The sequence below is a fragment of the Micromonospora olivasterospora genome (assembly GCF_007830265.1).
GTDB lineage: Bacteria > Actinomycetota > Actinomycetes > Mycobacteriales > Micromonosporaceae > Micromonospora > Micromonospora olivasterospora.
Genome location: NZ_VLKE01000001.1, coordinates 5,635,248 through 5,648,975 on the forward strand (window position 1 = coordinate 5,635,248; position 13,728 = coordinate 5,648,975).

Here is a 13,728-nt window from a genome sequence, read left to right on the forward strand (position 1 = left end):
GGCGCGCGCACGCCGCGCGGGGGCGGAGGATGCGGTGAGCGGAACGGTCGGTACCACCCGGGCGGCGACCGAGCCCCGGCCCGCGCTGCGGCGGGTGCTGGTGGTCATTCCCACCTACAACGAGGCCGACAACGTCACCGGGATCGTGGAGCGGGTCCGCCGCGCCGCGCCTGAGGTGGATGTGCTGGTCGCTGACGACAACAGCCCCGACGGCACCGGGACGATCGCCGAGGCGATGGCCCGCACCGACGGGCGGGTGCACGTGCTGCACCGCCCGGGCAAGCAGGGCCTCGGCGCGGCGTACCTGGCGGGGTTCGGGTGGGCCCGGGACCGTGGCTACGACGCGGTGGTGGAGATGGACGCCGACGGGTCGCACGCCCCGGAGGACCTGCCGCGGCTGTTGGCCGCCGCCGTCGACGCCGACGTGGTCATCGGGTCCCGGTGGGCCCGCGGCGCGCGGGTGGTGAACTGGCCGCTGCGGCGGCTGCTGCTGTCGCGGTGCGGGAACCTGTACGCGCGGCTGGCGCTGGGGATGCCGGTGGCGGACGCGACGGGCGGCTACCGGGTGTACCGGCTGGGCGTGCTGGACTCGGTGGATCTGGGGTCGGTGTGCTCGCAGGGCTACTCGTTCCAGGTGGAGTTGTCCCGGTTGGCGCACCGGGCGGGGGCGCGGATCGTGGAGGTGCCGATCACCTTCGCCGAGCGTGAACGGGGGGCGAGCAAGATGAGCCCGCTGATCGTGGCGGAGGCGTTGTGGCGGGTCAGCGTGTGGGCGGTGCAGGACCGGCGTGCGGCGTGGCGGCGTGGCCTGCACGGCACCCGGGACGGCCAGGTCCGGTGGCCGTGAGGCGCGGGCGTGTCATGCTGGAATCCGGCCGCGAGGACGCGATGGGGTGAGATGCGCCGAGGACTGAGATTCGTACCGCTGGCCCTGCTGGTGGCGGTGTTGCTGGAGTTGGCGGTGTTCGTCGGCGTGGGCCGTGCCGTCGGGTTCGGTGTGGCGCTGCTGCTGGTGTTCGCCGCGTCGCTGGTGGGGCTGGTGCTGCTGCGCCGGGAGGGCATGCGCGCCTGGCGGGGGTTCCGGGCCGCCGCGGCGTCGGGGCAGCCACCGGGGCCGCAGGTCACCGACGGTCTCGTGGGTCTGGCGGGGGCGTTGCTGCTGGCCACGCCGGGGTTGGTCAGCGGCCTGTTCGGGGTGTTGTTGCTGGTGCCGCCGCTGCGCGGGGCGGCCCGGGTCGGGCTGCGGCGCGTCGCCGAGCGGCGGGTGTCGTCGATGGTCGCCGGTGACCTGTTCGGGCCCCGCCGGGTGCGGGTGCGTCGCGGCCCGGCGCAGCCCGCCCCGCCGCAGCCGGCGCAGCCCGCCCCGCCGCAGCCGGCGCAGCCCGCCCCGCCGCAGCCGGCGCAGCCCGCCCCGCCGCAGCCGGCGCCGCCGACGGTGGTCGACGGCGGCCGGGCCATCGAGGGAGAGATCGTCGAACCCGGCCGCTGACCTCCTCAAAGCCGACGAAACGCCCCCGGGGTTTCCCCGGGGGCGTTCGTGACGTTCGGGCTCAGGCGCGGCCGCGGCGGGTGCGGACCTCCTGCAGCCGCTCGGCGAGGATGTCCTCCAGTTCGGCGATGGAGCGCCGCTCCAGCAGCATGTCCCAGTGCGTGCGCGGCGGCTTGGCCTTCTTCTGCTCCGGCTCGCTGCCGTCGACCAGCCGCGCGACGCTGCCGTCGAACCTGCACTCCCAGGTCGTGGGGACCTCGGCGTCGACGGCGAACGGCACCTCGAACTGGTGGCCCTTGGCGCAGAGGTACTCGCGGGACTGACGCGGCGCGAGCTCCGTGTTGCGGTCGGATTCGTAGCTGACCGCGCCCAGACGGCTTCCGCGCAGCATACGCTCGCCCATGATCGACTTCCCCTCGTTGATGGTGCTGGTCTTCTCGGTGTAACGGTCCACGCCGGCCGGGTCATTCCCCGCCGCCGGGCCCGCGCCGGCGGGACGCGGCGCGGGCGATGCCCCCGGCAAGGGTAGCCGGCCGCCTCAGGCACCCGGCGGGGTCGTCCGGCGTGTCGGTTCAGTGACCGGGCCGACGCGGGCGCAAGCCGTTGCGGGCGGTGGTGGCGACGCGGTCACTGACGACCTGGCCCCCGCGTCGTCACTGTCGGCGGTTCGCCAGCCGCCCGCAACGCGGCGAGACACCGCGCCGGCCGGATCGCCCCGCTCAGCCGGGTGGGGGCGCCGGCGCGCCCAGCCGGGCCAGCGCCGCCGCCAGGTCGCTGACCTGGTCCACCAGTTGCGCCGAGCGCCGCTGCGCCGCGTCCCGCTCCGCTTCGGCGGCGCGCAGCCGTCCGTCCAGCTCGTCGAGGCGGCCCTGCACCGCCGCGACCGCCTGCCGGGCGGCGGTCAGCTCGGCGGCCACCGCGTTCCGGGCGGCGACCGCCTCGGCCGCCCGCGCCGACGCCGCCGCCGTCTCCTCGCGCGCACTGCGGGCCGCCGCCAGCTCCCGGTCGGCGGCCCGGCGCGCGTCGGTCGCCTCGACGCGCAGCCGTTCGGCGAACTGGCGGGCCTGGCCCGCCTCGGCGAGGGCGGCGTCGGCCTGCTCGCGGGCCCGCCGGGCGTCGGCGCGGACCCGCTCCGCCTCGGTGTCGGCCCGTTCCGCCCGCTGCCGCGCCTCCTCCGCCGCCCGGGCCGTGCGCTGCGCGTCGGCGCGGGCGGCGTCGCGCTGCGCGGCCAGGTCCTCGGCCCGCCGCCGCTGCACGTCGTGTTCCTGGCGCAGGGCGCGCAGCTCGTCGCGGGCGGCGTCGCGGTCCTGGTCCGCCTGCACCCGCAGCGCCTGCGCCGCGCCGGCCTCGGCGCGCGCGGCGTCGCGCGCCGCCTCCGCGGTGTCGGCCCGCCGCACGGCCTGCGCCGCCTCCTGCTCGGCCCGGGCCGCGCGCTCGTCGGCGGCGTCGCGCTGCGCGGCCGCCGCGCGCGCCTCCTGCCGGGCTCGGGCCGCGGCCGCGGCGGCGTCCTCGGCGTCGCGGCGGGCCTCGTCGCGGTCGGTGTGCGCCCGCGCCACCTGCGCGGCCGTCTCCGCGCGCAGGTGGGCCAGCTGCGCCTCGACCCCGTCGGGGGACAGCTCGGCGTGCAGCGCCTCGGTCAGCGTCTGCACGATCTGGTCGAGCCGGTCCACCGCCTCCCACGTGCGGGCCACCTGCCCGGTCAGGCCGGGGGCGTTGCGGTGGCGCATGCGGCTGTTGCGCGACGCCCGCTGGCAGGCGCCGTCGTTGTCCCGGCAGTAGCGGAACGGCCGGCCCGCGCCGACCCGCTGCGGCACCGGGCGCCCACAGTGCGCGCAGGGACGGGTCTCGGTGGGCGGTGCCTCGGCGTCCATCGACGCGCAGTCTACGACGCGGCGCGCCGGCGCCCCGCCGCCCACCGGGCGGGTGCCGGCGTCAGCCGGCGGCGACGGCGGCGCGGGAACGGTCCGCGGCGATGCGTACGGCCAGCGCCGCCAGCACCGTGCCCATCACGTACCGCTGGACCCGCAGCCACGTCGGGCGGCGGGCCAGGAACGACGCGATCGACCCGGCGGTGAGCACGATCAGCGCGTTGACGGTCAACGCGATGGCGATCTGCACCAGCCCCAGCAGCAGGCTCTGCGCCGCCACGTGCCCGCGCTGCGGGTCGACGAACTGCGGCAGCAGCGACACGTACAGGATCGCGATCTTCGGGTTGAGCAGGTTCGTGACCAACCCCATGGTGAACAGCCGCCGCGGCCGGTCCGGCGGCAGCGGCGCCGGCGCGAACGCCGACGGCCGTCCGGGCGCACCGCCTGCCAGGCCAGCCACAGCAGGTACGCCGCGCCGGCCAGCTTCACCACCGCGTACAGCGTCGGCACCAGCACGAACACCGTGGCGATGCCGGCGACCGCGGCGGCCAGGTACACGCCGAACCCGACGGCCACCCCGGCCAGCGACACCAGCCCCGCGCGGCGGCCCTGCGTCACCGAGCGGGACACCAGGTACACCATGTTCGGCCCGGGGGTCAGCACCAGCCCCAACGCCACCAGCGCGATTCCCAGTACCGCTGTCGGGTCGACCACGTCTCGCCCCCGTTCGTCGCCGGCCTCTGCCGGGGAACCCTACGCCCGCCCGGTTCCGGCCGACGTCACGGGCGTGTGGTGGCGGCTCGGGCGTGTGGGGCGGCTCGGGGGCGCGCGGTGCGGCGGTGATCGGCCACACTACGGGCATGCCGGTCCTGCTGCGGGCGCCCGCCACCCCCCACGCCCCCGAGTTGCTGCTGCGACCGTGGCGGGACGCCGACGCCGACGCGCTGGTGGAGGTCTACCGCGATCCGGTGCTGCGCCGCTGGACCAGCCGCCCGGTCACCGACGCCCGCGACGCCCGGCGGTGGGTGTTCCGAAGCCGGCAGGGCTGGGCGACGCACCGGCGGTTCAGCTTCGCCGTGGTGCAGCCGCAGCCCGACGGCGGCGACCGGCTGGCCGCCCACGTGCTGGTCAAGGAGGTGCTGCCCGGCCGGGCGTGCGCCGAGGTGGGCTACTGGACGGCGGCGTGGGCGCGCGGGCGGGGCGTGGCGCCCCGCGCCGTGGACGCGGTGACGCGGTGGGCGTTCGGCCGGTTCGCCGCCGTCGGGCTGACCCGGCTGGAGTTGCTGCACCAGGTCGACAACCCGGCGTCGTGCCGGGTGGCGGAGAAGTGCGGCTACCTGCTGCAGGAGGTGGTGGCCGCCCGTCCGCCGTTCCCCCGCGACGGGCACCGGCACGTCCGCTGGGCGGCGCCGGCGTCCTGAGCGGCTTCCCGCCGGGTCACGGCGCGGCCAGCACGAGGTCGCCGTCGGGCAGCGGGACGCGTTCGGCGCCACCGGCCAGGACGGGCCGGTGCACCGAGCGGGCACGCATCGGCGCGGCTGGTTCGACGGCGATCACCGCCAGGCCCGGGTGCCAGGTGGTGAGCGTCCGGGCCCACGCGCCGGTGCCGGAGCCCGGGTCCAGCACCCGTGTCCCGGACCGGGGGCCAGGTGCCGGTCCAGCCCGGCCCGCCAGCCGGCCAGATCGTCCCCGGCGAGGTGGCGGGTCGCGGCGAACGCCTCGGCCTCGGCGTCGTCGTACGCGATGAGGGCATGTTCCGACCCCACCCTTGCCCGCCGGGGCGGGCACGGTGTGTGACCTGGGCCGCACGCGGACGCCCGGCCGGTCCGGGAGCCCGTTCGGAAAGAAACAGCGAGTTTGCATGGTCATGCAGTGGTGTGCATATACTCTTACTCGTGTCCAAGGTGCTCACCTCCCTGCCTGTCGGTGAACGTGTCGGAATTGCCTTCTCCGGAGGTCTCGACACCTCCGTAGCGGTCGCGTGGATGCGCGAGAAAGGCGCGGTGCCCTGCACCTACACCGCTGACATCGGCCAGTACGACGAACTCGACATCGCCTCCGTGCCCGGGCGCGCCACCAGCTACGGCGCCGAGGTCGCCCGGCTGGTCGACTGCCGCGCGGCCCTCGTCGAGGAGGGACTCGCCGCCCTGGCCTGCGGGGCGTTCCACATCCGCTCCGGCGGCCGCACCTACTTCAACACCACCCCGCTCGGCCGCGCCGTCACGGGCACCCTGCTGGTGCGGGCGATGCTCGAAGACGACGTGCAGGTCTGGGGCGACGGCTCCACCTTCAAGGGCAACGACATCGAGCGGTTCTACCGCTACGGCCTGCTCGCCAACCCCTCGCTGCGGATCTACAAGCCGTGGCTGGACGCCGACTTCGTCAGCGAACTCGGCGGCCGCAAGGAGATGTCCGAGTGGCTGCTCGCCCGCGGCCTGCCCTACCGCGACAGCACCGAGAAGGCGTACTCCACCGACGCGAACATCTGGGGCGCGACGCACGAGGCGAAGGCACTCGAACACCTCGACGCCGGCATCGAGCTCGTCGAACCGATCATGGGCGTCCGGTTCTGGGACCAGGCCGTCGAGATCGCCGCCGAGGACGTCACGATCGGCTTCGAGCAGGGCCGCCCGGTGACGATCAACGGCAAGGAGTTCGCCTCCGCCGTCGACCTGGTGCTGGAGGCCAACGCCATCGGCGGCCGGCACGGCCTGGGCATGTCCGACCAGATCGAGAACCGGATCATCGAGGCCAAGAGCCGGGGCATCTACGAGGCACCGGGCATGGCGCTGCTGCACGCGGCGTACGAGCGGCTGGTCAACGCGATCCACAACGAGGACACCCTCGCCAGCTACCACACCGAGGGCCGGCGGCTGGGCCGACTGCTGTACGAGGGCCGCTGGCTGGACCCGCAGGCGCTGATGCTGCGCGAGTCGCTGCAGCGCTGGGTGGGCTCCGCCGTCACCGGTGAGGTGACCCTGCGCCTGCGCCGCGGCGAGGACTACTCCGTCCTGGACACCACCGGGCCGGCGTTCAGCTACCACCCGGACAAGCTGTCGATGGAACGGACCGAGGACTCCGCGTTCGGGCCGGTCGACCGCATCGGCCAGCTGACCATGCGCAACCTCGACATCGCCGACTCCCGCGCCAAGCTGGAGCAGTACGCCGGGCTGGGCATCCTCGGGGGCAACGGGCACCCGCGGCTGATCGGCGCCGCGCAGCCGGCGTCGACCGGGCTGATCGGCGCGCTGCCCGAGGGCGGGGCCGAGGCGATCGCCTCCCGCGGTGAGGTTCCCGGCGACGAGCTGCTCGACCGGGCGGCGATGGAGTCCGGCACGGACTGACCGGCGCGAAAGGCAGGCGCCCCGGGCCGGCAGTGTCGGCCCGGGGCACCTGCCGCCCGGCGGGATGAACGCCGCCAGGTCACGCAGGATGCCCGGGGGCAGCCGCCGGGCCAGCAGCACCAGCACCGCCCAGCCGGCGAGCAGACAGGCCGCCGCGACCGCCAGGCCGATCAGCCAGTCCCGCACCGCCGTGGTCTGCGCCCTCTCCTGGTACGCCGCCCCGAGGCGCCCGTGCCGCCCCGGCTCATGCCGGCCGGGTGCGCGAGGGGCGTCCGTAATCTACGCCCCGGCGCCGGAGGTCGCCCACCTCACACCGGGAATCCCCGCCCCACGGTCGGCGCTGCCCTCATGACGGCACGTTACGGTAGGTCGAAGGGGGTGGCGAACGGTGACCGGCGGCTGGGAGGCGAAGGCCGAGGCGGAGATTCGCACCGCCCAGGAACGCGGCGAATTCGACAACCTGCCCGGTATGGGCAAACCGGTCCCCGGCCGGAACCTGCCCTACGACGAGGCGTGGTGGATCAAGAGCTTCCTACGGCGGGAGGAGCTGCCCACCGACCTGCTGCTGCCCACCCCGCTGCTGCTGCGCAAGAGGATCGAACAGGTCCCCGACGAGGTCCTCGACCTGCCCACCGAGCAGGCGGTACGGGCGTACGTCGGCGACCTCAACGCCCAGGTCATGGCCTGGCTACGCAACCCGACCGGCCCGCGCGTCGCCGTGCGTCCCGTCAACGCCGACGACACCGTACGCCGGTGGCGCGCCGACCGGAACGCCCGGTCCGGCGCCGCGACGCCGGTCGCGGCGGCGCAGCCCCGGCCCGAGGCCACCGGCCCTCGGCCGGCCCGCCGGCGCTGGTGGCTGCCCTGGCGCCGGCGCCCGACGGACACGGTCGCCGGCCGCCACACCTGAGGGACTCCGCCGCCCCGCCGGTCAGCCCGGCAGGGCGGCCCGCCACGTCCACGCGGTCCGGCGGGGCCGCCCGGCGAACTCGGCCCGCCCGGTCATCCACAGCAGCACCTCGGCCGGCGGCCCCGACGGGGCGTCGGGAAACAGCCGGGCCAGCACGGCGGCGCTGAGCGCGGCGGGCGGCTGCCAGGCGACGCCGAGACCCCGGGTGACGTCCGCCGTGTGCAGCAGCATCTCGGCGACCCCCATGGCGGCGAACCCGGTCGGGTCGCAGGGCCCGAAGTGCCAGGCCCGCAGGGCGGGATCGGCGGTGTCGAGGGCGGCGGCGAGCAGGCCGCCGCAGGCGGCGACGACGGTCAGCACCTCCGCGGGGGTCGCGGTGGGGGAGACGGTCAGGTCGAAGGGCAGGTACCGGTCAGCCGGTCGACCGGCCAACTGCCCGGCGTACGCGAGCAGGTCGTGCGCGACGTGCGCGGCGGTCGTCCAGCAACTCCAGTCGAGCGAGCCGGCCCGGACCGTCCAGTCCCGCCCCGCATGCGGCGCGAGCACCCGGATCATCTCGTCGACCGCCTCGCGGACCTGCGCCGCACCCACGCCGGCGGTCGCCGCTCGCCCACCACCCATGCCATGATCCTCGCGCGCCGGCCCCGGTGCTGCACGACGGGGTTCAGCCGGCGGGCTTCTCCCACACCGACACGTGCTGGCGGCTCTCGCTGGTGAACGGCGCCCGGTTCCACCCGTCCCAGCGCCCGCGCAGCCGCCGCCCGGCGAGCCGCGCCATCAGGTCGAGCTCCGAGGGCCACACGTACCGGAACGGGATCGACCGGAACGGGATCGACCGGAACGGGATCGACCGGAACGTGGCGTGACCGTCGACGATCCAGACGTAGTTGGAGCTCGTCGCCTGGGTCGCGACGTCGTAGACGTCGTACGCCCAGCCGGTCGGACCGACCTGGAAGGGCAGCACGTTCTGGCCGGGCGGAAGCCGGCGCAGTTCGGGAACCAGAACCTCGACGACGAACCGTCCGCCCGGCGCCAGATGCTCGGCGACGTTGCGGAAGCAGGCGACCTGGGCCTCCTACGTGGTCAGGTTCATGATCGTGTTGAAAACCAGGTACGCCGCGGCCGGCGAGCGGCAGCGCGACGCGTCCGGTGCCGATGCCCAACTCCAGGGCCCGGCCAGTTCCGCCAGCACGTCCACCGTGGCGCCCACGACGTTCGGCGCGAACATCTCCGACGTCGGGTCGTCGTACCGCGCCGCCACCTCGTCGCCGAAGTACCCGTCGTCGATCATGCGCGGACCGTAGCGCGGGGCCCCGCGCCGGCAACTTCCACTTATCGCGCGCACGCCCGCGTCGGACCCGGCACGCGGGTATCCTGTGCGGCCAGCTCGGCGTCCGTTCGCCGCTGCTGTTCACCGTCACCCGAGCCCGCTCGACTGGCCGACCAGGCGTGCCCGGTGCGGTGCCACGACTGCGCGCTCACCCGAGGGCGGCGCCGAACCACGTGGGCAGCTGGCCGAGCAGATCCTGCTGATCGTCACCGACCCACGCCACGTGGCCGTCCGGCCGCAGCAGCGCCGCGGGCACGTCCAGCTCCTCGCTGACGGCGACGACGTGGTCGACCCGATCCGCCCAGCCCGCGACCGAGAGCCGGCCGGTCTGGTCGAGCAGCAGCCCGCGGCCGCCGTGCATCAGCTCGTAGAGGCGCCCCCGCTTCAGCCGCACGTCCCGCATCCGCCGGCCGAGCAGTTCGTGGCCCCCGCCGAAGTCGTAGCGGATCCCGATCGCAGTGATCTTCTCGATCAGGTAGCGGTTCACCTCCTCGAAGTCCATCAGTTCCGACACCAGCTGGCGCACTGCCCGGGGGCCGGGCTCGGTGGACAGCAGCTCCATCAGCGCGCGGGTGGTGTTCAGCACGTCGGCCGCCACCGGCTGCCGCTCGGCGTGGTAGCTGTCCAGCAGCCCCTCCGGCGCCCAGCCGTTGACCTCGGCGGCCAGTTTCCAGCCGAGGTTGAACGCGTCCTGGATGCCGAGGTTGAGGCCCTGCCCACCCGTCGGCGGGTGGATGTGCGCCGCGTCGCCTGCCAACAGCACCCGGCCGGTCCGGTAGCGCTCGGCCAGCCGCGTGGCGTCGCCGAAGCGGGAGAGCCAGCGCGGTGAGTGCACGCCGAAGTCGGTGCCGGCGAACGTCCGCAGCTGCTTTCTGAACTCCTCGAAGGTCGGCGGGACCGAACGGTCCTCGGCCACCCCCTCGGCGGGCACGAGGACGCGGTACACCCCGTCCCCGGAGAGCGGCGCGGTGCCGAACCGCTTCTGGGTCTTGCGGACCTCGGCCACCACGGCGGCCACCACCTCCGGTGGCACGGCCACCTCCATCTCGCCCAGCAGCGTCTCGACCCGGGTGGGCTCGCCGGGGAACCCGACGCCGAGCAGCTTACGCACCGTGCTGCGCCCGCCGTCGCAGCCGACGAGGTAGCGCGAGCGCAGCTGCGTGCCGTCGGCCAGCTCGACGGTCACCCCGTGGTCGTCCTGGCTCAGCCCGACCAGTTCGCAGCCGCGCCGGATCTCGGCGCCGAGTTCGGCGGCGCGCTCGGCCAGCAGGCGGTCGGTGGTGGGCTGCGGGATGCCCAGGACGTAGGCGTGCGCGGTGTCCAGCCGGTCGGGCGCGGGCTTGTCGAGGCCGGCGAAGTAACCGCGGACCGGGTGCCGCTGGCCGAGCGCGAGGAACCGTTCCAGCAGACCACGCTGGTCCATCAGCTCGATGCTGCGTACGTGCAAGCCGAGCGCGCGCACGTACCTGGCCGGCTCCGTCTCCTTCTCCGACACGAGCACCTGCACACCGTGCAGCCGCAACTCGCTGGCCAGCGTCAAGCCGGTCGGTCCGCCGCCGGCAACGATCACGTCGATCATGAACCCCCCATTGTTGTCGGCCAGCCGCCGGGTGCGGTCCGGCGGGACGCACACCGGTGCCTCCGTGCCGAGTGCCGCGAGTCCCACCGGCGGCCCGCCCCGGACCCGTACGTGGACCCCCGGCTTCCCGGCGGTTCTGGCCTCGGCCGACGATTCTGCGCCACGCCCCGGGTATTGCCGCAAGACCCCGGGTGAGCTATACCTTGAGAAGGGCAAGGGGTGCGTCTTCCTTGCCCTTTGTCGTGCGCGGTCGACGGGCGAGCCCCTCCCGACGACGAATGCTCGCACTCCCCCTGACGACGGCCAGGGTCGCCATGCGCGGCGGTAACGGCGCCGCCTATACCGTGTCGGCGCGCTGTCCGATGCGCAGGACGCTCAGGTAACGGCGTGCCGCTCGGTCGCCCATCCGTGTGCGGACGCGCTCGGCGACGGCGTCGAGCAGGGGCTCACGGACACGGCGATCAAGCCTGCGGTACGGCGACGTCGAGCGGAGGAGATCGGCAAAGCCGTCCCCGGTGAACCACTGAACGGTCGGGTACCAGCGCACGATCGTGGGGCCGAACAAGCCACCGGGATCGTCGACCAGGCCCCAACCCTCATCGGTGGTGCGTACGTCGTCCTCAAGCGGCGGATGACCCCAGTCGGGGTTTGCGGGGGAGAACCGCTCGTGCAGATCGGCGGTTTCGGCGTACACCTCCGGCTCGTCCGGCCGGCGGACGACGACGTGGCCGAGCAGCGCGATCCAGCCTCCGGGGTTGAGCACGTCATGCGCTCGCGGCCAGCCGATGGACGGGTCGACCCAGTGCCACGCCGAGGCGGCCACGAGAACATCGAAGCGTCGACCGCGGTCGTCCCACTCCTCAAACGTCGACGTCTCGACGGTGACATTGCCGAAGGCGGCGAGCCGTTGACGGGCGAGTGCGGCCATTCCCGCGCCCGGCTCGACGGCCGTCACCGAACACCCGAGCACTGCCAGCGAGCGAGTCGCCTGACCGGTACCGCAGCCCACCTCAAGCACCGACGCCCCGTCGCCCATCCCGGTGATGGTGACGAGGTCTGCGAACAGCTCGTCGGGGTATCCCGGCCGCACCCGGTCGTAGAGCTGCGGCACCTCGTTGAACACGCCACCGAGGTCACGTCGATCCGGGCCTGCCATCGCACCATCCTGCCGAAACGGTCGCCGAGGCGACACGCCCGCTGCCGATGCCCCGGGTCCGGGCCGGCGGTCGACGTGTTGGCCGACCGTAGCCGGGGTCGCGCCGCGGTGCCTGCTATTTGGGGTGCCGGGAAGAAACGTGTCACCAGATCCAAACGGCGCTGATCTTGGATGGGTCAGCTGGTGGTGCCGGCGGAAAGCTGTCTGCGGGCTCGGCCGGCGGCACGCAGCTCGCGCAGGTCGGGGATGTGGTTGTAGAGGGTGCCGGGGCTGACGCCGAGCAGCCGGGCGATAGCGGTGACGCTGGCGTCGGGGTTCGGCAGCATGTCTCGGGCGGCGCGGATGATCTCGGGTGTGATAACGCTGGGGCGGCCGCCGACGCGGCCGCGGGCGCGGGCGGCGGCCAGGCCCTCGCGGGTACCGGCGACGATCAGCTCGCGGATGAACTCGGCGAGGGCAGCGAAGACGTGGAACACGAGCCGGCCGCCCGGCGTGGTGGTGTCCAGGTTTTCGTGCAGCAAGGTAAATCCGGGTCTACTGCCGTTCTCGTGGGTCGGGTTCATGATCGTCCGGGTAGTGGTGGGCAGAGGCCGCCGCGGCGGAGGTTGGCCATGGTGATCAACGCTTTGGCGCTGTGGTAGCCGTAGGCCTGGCGGGTCAGCACGCGCAGGTGGACGTTGTTGGCCTCGATGCGGGCGTTGGACAGTCCGCTGTCGAGCATGTTGTGGATCGCGGGCAGGTGACGGCGAATCGTCTTGGCCAGCTTGACGAACGGGGCCAGCTTCGACCGGCTCGCCCAGCGTAGCCACGCCTGCAGCAGGAGCCTGCCGTCGGCGCCCTTGACCGCGATGATCTCCCGGAACTGTTCCTTGAGCAGGTACGCCCGGTACAGCGGCCGGTTGGTGGCCTGGATCGTGGCCAGGGTCGCCTTCTGCTTGTCGGTCAGGTTCGGCGGGTTCTTCCACAGCGCCCACCGGGCGTCTTTGAGGGTCTTGGACGCCTCGGTGCGGCCGCCTTTGCCGCCACGGGCGGTGTTCCACACCGCCCGGCGTACCTCGTCGAGGGCGTCGGTGACCCAGGCGACCAGGTGATAGGGGTCAAGGCAGCGGACCGCCTGCGGCGCCCGCTCGGCCACCACGTCACCGATCCAGGCGGCGGCGTCGGCCGACACGTGGGTCAGCGCCGCGGCCCGCTGCGCGCCCAGCTCGTCGAAGAACGCGGCGACGGTGGCCTTGTCCCGCCCGTCGGCGGCCCACACCAGGCGGCCGGTGTCGTGATCGACGACCAGGGTCAGGTAGCGCTGGCCCTTGCGGTAGGCGACCTCGTCGATACCGATCCGTTTGAGTCCGGCCAGTCGATCGGCGCCGGCGGCGGCAGCGTCGACGACCCGGCCGACGATGGCGACCACGCTGCGCCAGGCGATGCGTAGCAGCCCGGTCACCGCCGACGCGGACGTGCGCGCGGCCAGCCACGCCGCGGTGTCCTCGAACGCCGTGGTGAACCGGGCACCGTGACGCGCCCACGGCACCGCGATCACCGTCGGCCCGTGCTCGGCACAGTCGACCCGAGGCACGGCGGCCTCGATGACCACCCGCAGCGTGCCGAAGTCCAGGTGCCGCCACCGCCGCCTGCCCCAGCCGCGGTCGTACCACGGCGCGCGAGCCCGGCAGCGCCCGCAGCGACGCGCCGCGCCCTTGCGCGGCCGGGCAGAGATCACCAAGACCTCACCGTCGGTGTCGTCATCGAGGCGCACGCCCTCGACGACGGCCCGTTCCAGCCCTGCCTGTCGATGCAATACCCTGGTCAAACGCACGCCGTTTCCCAATCTTCAGTTTCTGACCTTCGACAAGCCAGAAACCTAGACGGGACACGGCGTGCCCTGTCGATCAGGGCGTCAACCCACCCACGAGAACATCACAAGAGCCGTAAATCCGACGCCGCGCCCGCGCAGATCCCCGACGGTGGCGATGAGGTCTTGAAGCGAGCGGGAGAGCCGGTCCAGGGACGGCACGACCAGGGTGTCGCCGGGGTGCATGAAGCCAGGCATGCGAC

The 13,728-nt window shown here is 74.1% G+C and carries 16 protein-coding genes and 1 pseudogene; 5 read left to right on the forward strand and 12 right to left on the reverse strand.

Annotated features, from left to right (window positions below):
• Positions 1-34 precede the first annotated feature (34 nt).
• Positions 35-847, forward strand: coding sequence for a polyprenol monophosphomannose synthase (locus JD77_RS25840; protein WP_145776547.1), 813 nt, complete (start codon positions 35-37; stop codon positions 845-847).
• 51 nt (positions 848-898) lie between these two features.
• Positions 899-1,489: an FxsA family protein gene (locus JD77_RS25845; RefSeq protein WP_145776548.1), complete on the forward strand. Its 591-nt coding sequence runs from the start codon at positions 899-901 to the stop codon at positions 1,487-1,489.
• A 61-nt stretch (positions 1,490-1,550) separates the two neighbouring features.
• On the opposite strand, the gene JD77_RS25850 is transcribed toward JD77_RS25845, so the two are convergent.
• From JD77_RS25850 to JD77_RS25860, 3 genes and pseudogenes are all read right to left on the reverse strand, one after another.
• Positions 1,551-1,892, reverse strand: coding sequence for an RNA polymerase-binding protein RbpA (locus JD77_RS25850; protein ID WP_145777784.1), 342 nt, complete (start codon positions 1,890-1,892; stop codon positions 1,551-1,553).
• 316 nt (positions 1,893-2,208) lie between these two features.
• Positions 2,209-3,360, reverse strand: coding sequence for a coiled-coil domain-containing protein (locus JD77_RS25855; RefSeq protein ID WP_145776549.1), 1,152 nt, complete (start codon positions 3,358-3,360; stop codon positions 2,209-2,211).
• Between the two features lie 61 nt (positions 3,361-3,421).
• Positions 3,422-3,999 (reverse strand): annotated as a pseudogene (locus JD77_RS25860) (LysE family translocator).
• A gap of 218 nt (positions 4,000-4,217) precedes the next feature.
• On the opposite strand from JD77_RS25860, the gene JD77_RS25865 reads away from it, so the two are divergent.
• Positions 4,218-4,778 carry a GNAT family N-acetyltransferase gene (locus tag JD77_RS25865; RefSeq protein ID WP_145776550.1) on the forward strand — a complete coding sequence of 187 codons (561 nt, stop codon included), beginning with the start codon at positions 4,218-4,220 and terminating at the stop codon, positions 4,776-4,778.
• A 16-nt stretch (positions 4,779-4,794) separates the two neighbouring features.
• Here JD77_RS25865 and JD77_RS25870 read toward each other — a convergent pair whose 3' ends face one another.
• Positions 4,795-4,983 carry a class I SAM-dependent methyltransferase gene (locus JD77_RS25870; RefSeq protein WP_145776551.1) on the reverse strand — a complete coding sequence of 63 codons (189 nt, stop codon included), beginning with the start codon at positions 4,981-4,983 and terminating at the stop codon, positions 4,795-4,797.
• Between the two features lie 269 nt (positions 4,984-5,252).
• Between JD77_RS25870 and argG the strand changes: the two genes are divergently transcribed.
• Complete coding sequence (gene argG, locus JD77_RS25875) at positions 5,253-6,701, forward strand: argininosuccinate synthase (RefSeq protein WP_145776552.1); 1,449 nt, start codon at positions 5,253-5,255, stop codon at positions 6,699-6,701.
• Between the two features lie 388 nt (positions 6,702-7,089).
• Positions 7,090-7,611 carry a DnaJ family domain-containing protein gene (locus JD77_RS25880; protein ID WP_145776553.1) on the forward strand — a complete coding sequence of 174 codons (522 nt, stop codon included), beginning with the start codon at positions 7,090-7,092 and terminating at the stop codon, positions 7,609-7,611.
• Positions 7,612-7,632: 21 nt separating this feature from the next.
• Here JD77_RS25880 and JD77_RS25885 read toward each other — a convergent pair whose 3' ends face one another.
• The 8 genes from JD77_RS25885 to JD77_RS34155 form a co-directional block, all read right to left on the reverse strand.
• Positions 7,633-8,232 (reverse strand): maleylpyruvate isomerase N-terminal domain-containing protein, encoded by a 600-nt coding sequence (locus JD77_RS25885; RefSeq protein ID WP_145776554.1) that lies wholly within the window; start codon positions 8,230-8,232, stop codon positions 7,633-7,635.
• Between the two features lie 43 nt (positions 8,233-8,275).
• Positions 8,276-8,575 (reverse strand): hypothetical protein, encoded by a 300-nt coding sequence (locus tag JD77_RS34145; protein WP_246140947.1) that lies wholly within the window; start codon positions 8,573-8,575, stop codon positions 8,276-8,278.
• A 111-nt stretch (positions 8,576-8,686) separates the two neighbouring features.
• Complete coding sequence (locus JD77_RS34150) at positions 8,687-8,902, reverse strand: hypothetical protein (protein WP_246140948.1); 216 nt, start codon at positions 8,900-8,902, stop codon at positions 8,687-8,689.
• Between the two features lie 187 nt (positions 8,903-9,089).
• Entirely contained in the window at positions 9,090-10,520 is a 1,431-nt protein-coding gene (gene rox / locus JD77_RS25895) for a rifampin monooxygenase (RefSeq protein WP_145777785.1), read from the reverse strand.
• 337 nt (positions 10,521-10,857) lie between these two features.
• Positions 10,858-11,643 carry a class I SAM-dependent methyltransferase gene (locus JD77_RS25900; protein WP_211372677.1) on the reverse strand — a complete coding sequence of 262 codons (786 nt, stop codon included), beginning with the start codon at positions 11,641-11,643 and terminating at the stop codon, positions 10,858-10,860.
• A gap of 209 nt (positions 11,644-11,852) precedes the next feature.
• Positions 11,853-12,197: a recombinase family protein gene (locus JD77_RS25905; protein WP_281292123.1), complete on the reverse strand. Its 345-nt coding sequence runs from the start codon at positions 12,195-12,197 to the stop codon at positions 11,853-11,855.
• A 38-nt stretch (positions 12,198-12,235) separates the two neighbouring features.
• Entirely contained in the window at positions 12,236-13,489 is a 1,254-nt protein-coding gene (locus tag JD77_RS25910; RefSeq protein ID WP_145776556.1) for an ISL3 family transposase, read from the reverse strand.
• Positions 13,490-13,570: 81 nt separating this feature from the next.
• Entirely contained in the window at positions 13,571-13,723 is a 153-nt protein-coding gene (locus JD77_RS34155) for a recombinase family protein (protein WP_246140950.1), read from the reverse strand.
• Positions 13,724-13,728: the final 5 nt, after the last annotated feature.

What these genes read in the sequence shown, in the direction of transcription:
- JD77_RS25845 (WP_145776548.1), top strand. Translation starts at nt 899, where the DNA reads ATGCGCCGAGGACTGAGATTCGTACCGCTGGCCCTGCTGGTGGCGGTG.
- JD77_RS25850 (WP_145777784.1), bottom strand. Translation starts at nt 1,892, where the DNA reads ATGGGCGAGCGTATGCTGCGCGGAAGCCGTCTGGGCGCGGTCAGCTAC.
- JD77_RS25855 (WP_145776549.1), bottom strand. Translation starts at nt 3,360, where the DNA reads ATGGACGCCGAGGCACCGCCCACCGAGACCCGTCCCTGCGCGCACTGT.
- JD77_RS25865 (WP_145776550.1), top strand. Translation starts at nt 4,218, where the DNA reads ATGCCGGTCCTGCTGCGGGCGCCCGCCACCCCCCACGCCCCCGAGTTG.
- JD77_RS25885 (WP_145776554.1), bottom strand. Translation starts at nt 8,232, where the DNA reads ATGGGTGGTGGGCGAGCGGCGACCGCCGGCGTGGGTGCGGCGCAGGTC.
- JD77_RS34150 (WP_246140948.1), bottom strand. Translation starts at nt 8,902, where the DNA reads ATGATCGACGACGGGTACTTCGGCGACGAGGTGGCGGCGCGGTACGAC.
- rox (WP_145777785.1), bottom strand. Translation starts at nt 10,520, where the DNA reads ATGATCGACGTGATCGTTGCCGGCGGCGGACCGACCGGCTTGACGCTG.
- JD77_RS34155 (WP_246140950.1), bottom strand. Translation starts at nt 13,723, where the DNA reads ATGCCTGGCTTCATGCACCCCGGCGACACCCTGGTCGTGCCGTCCCTG.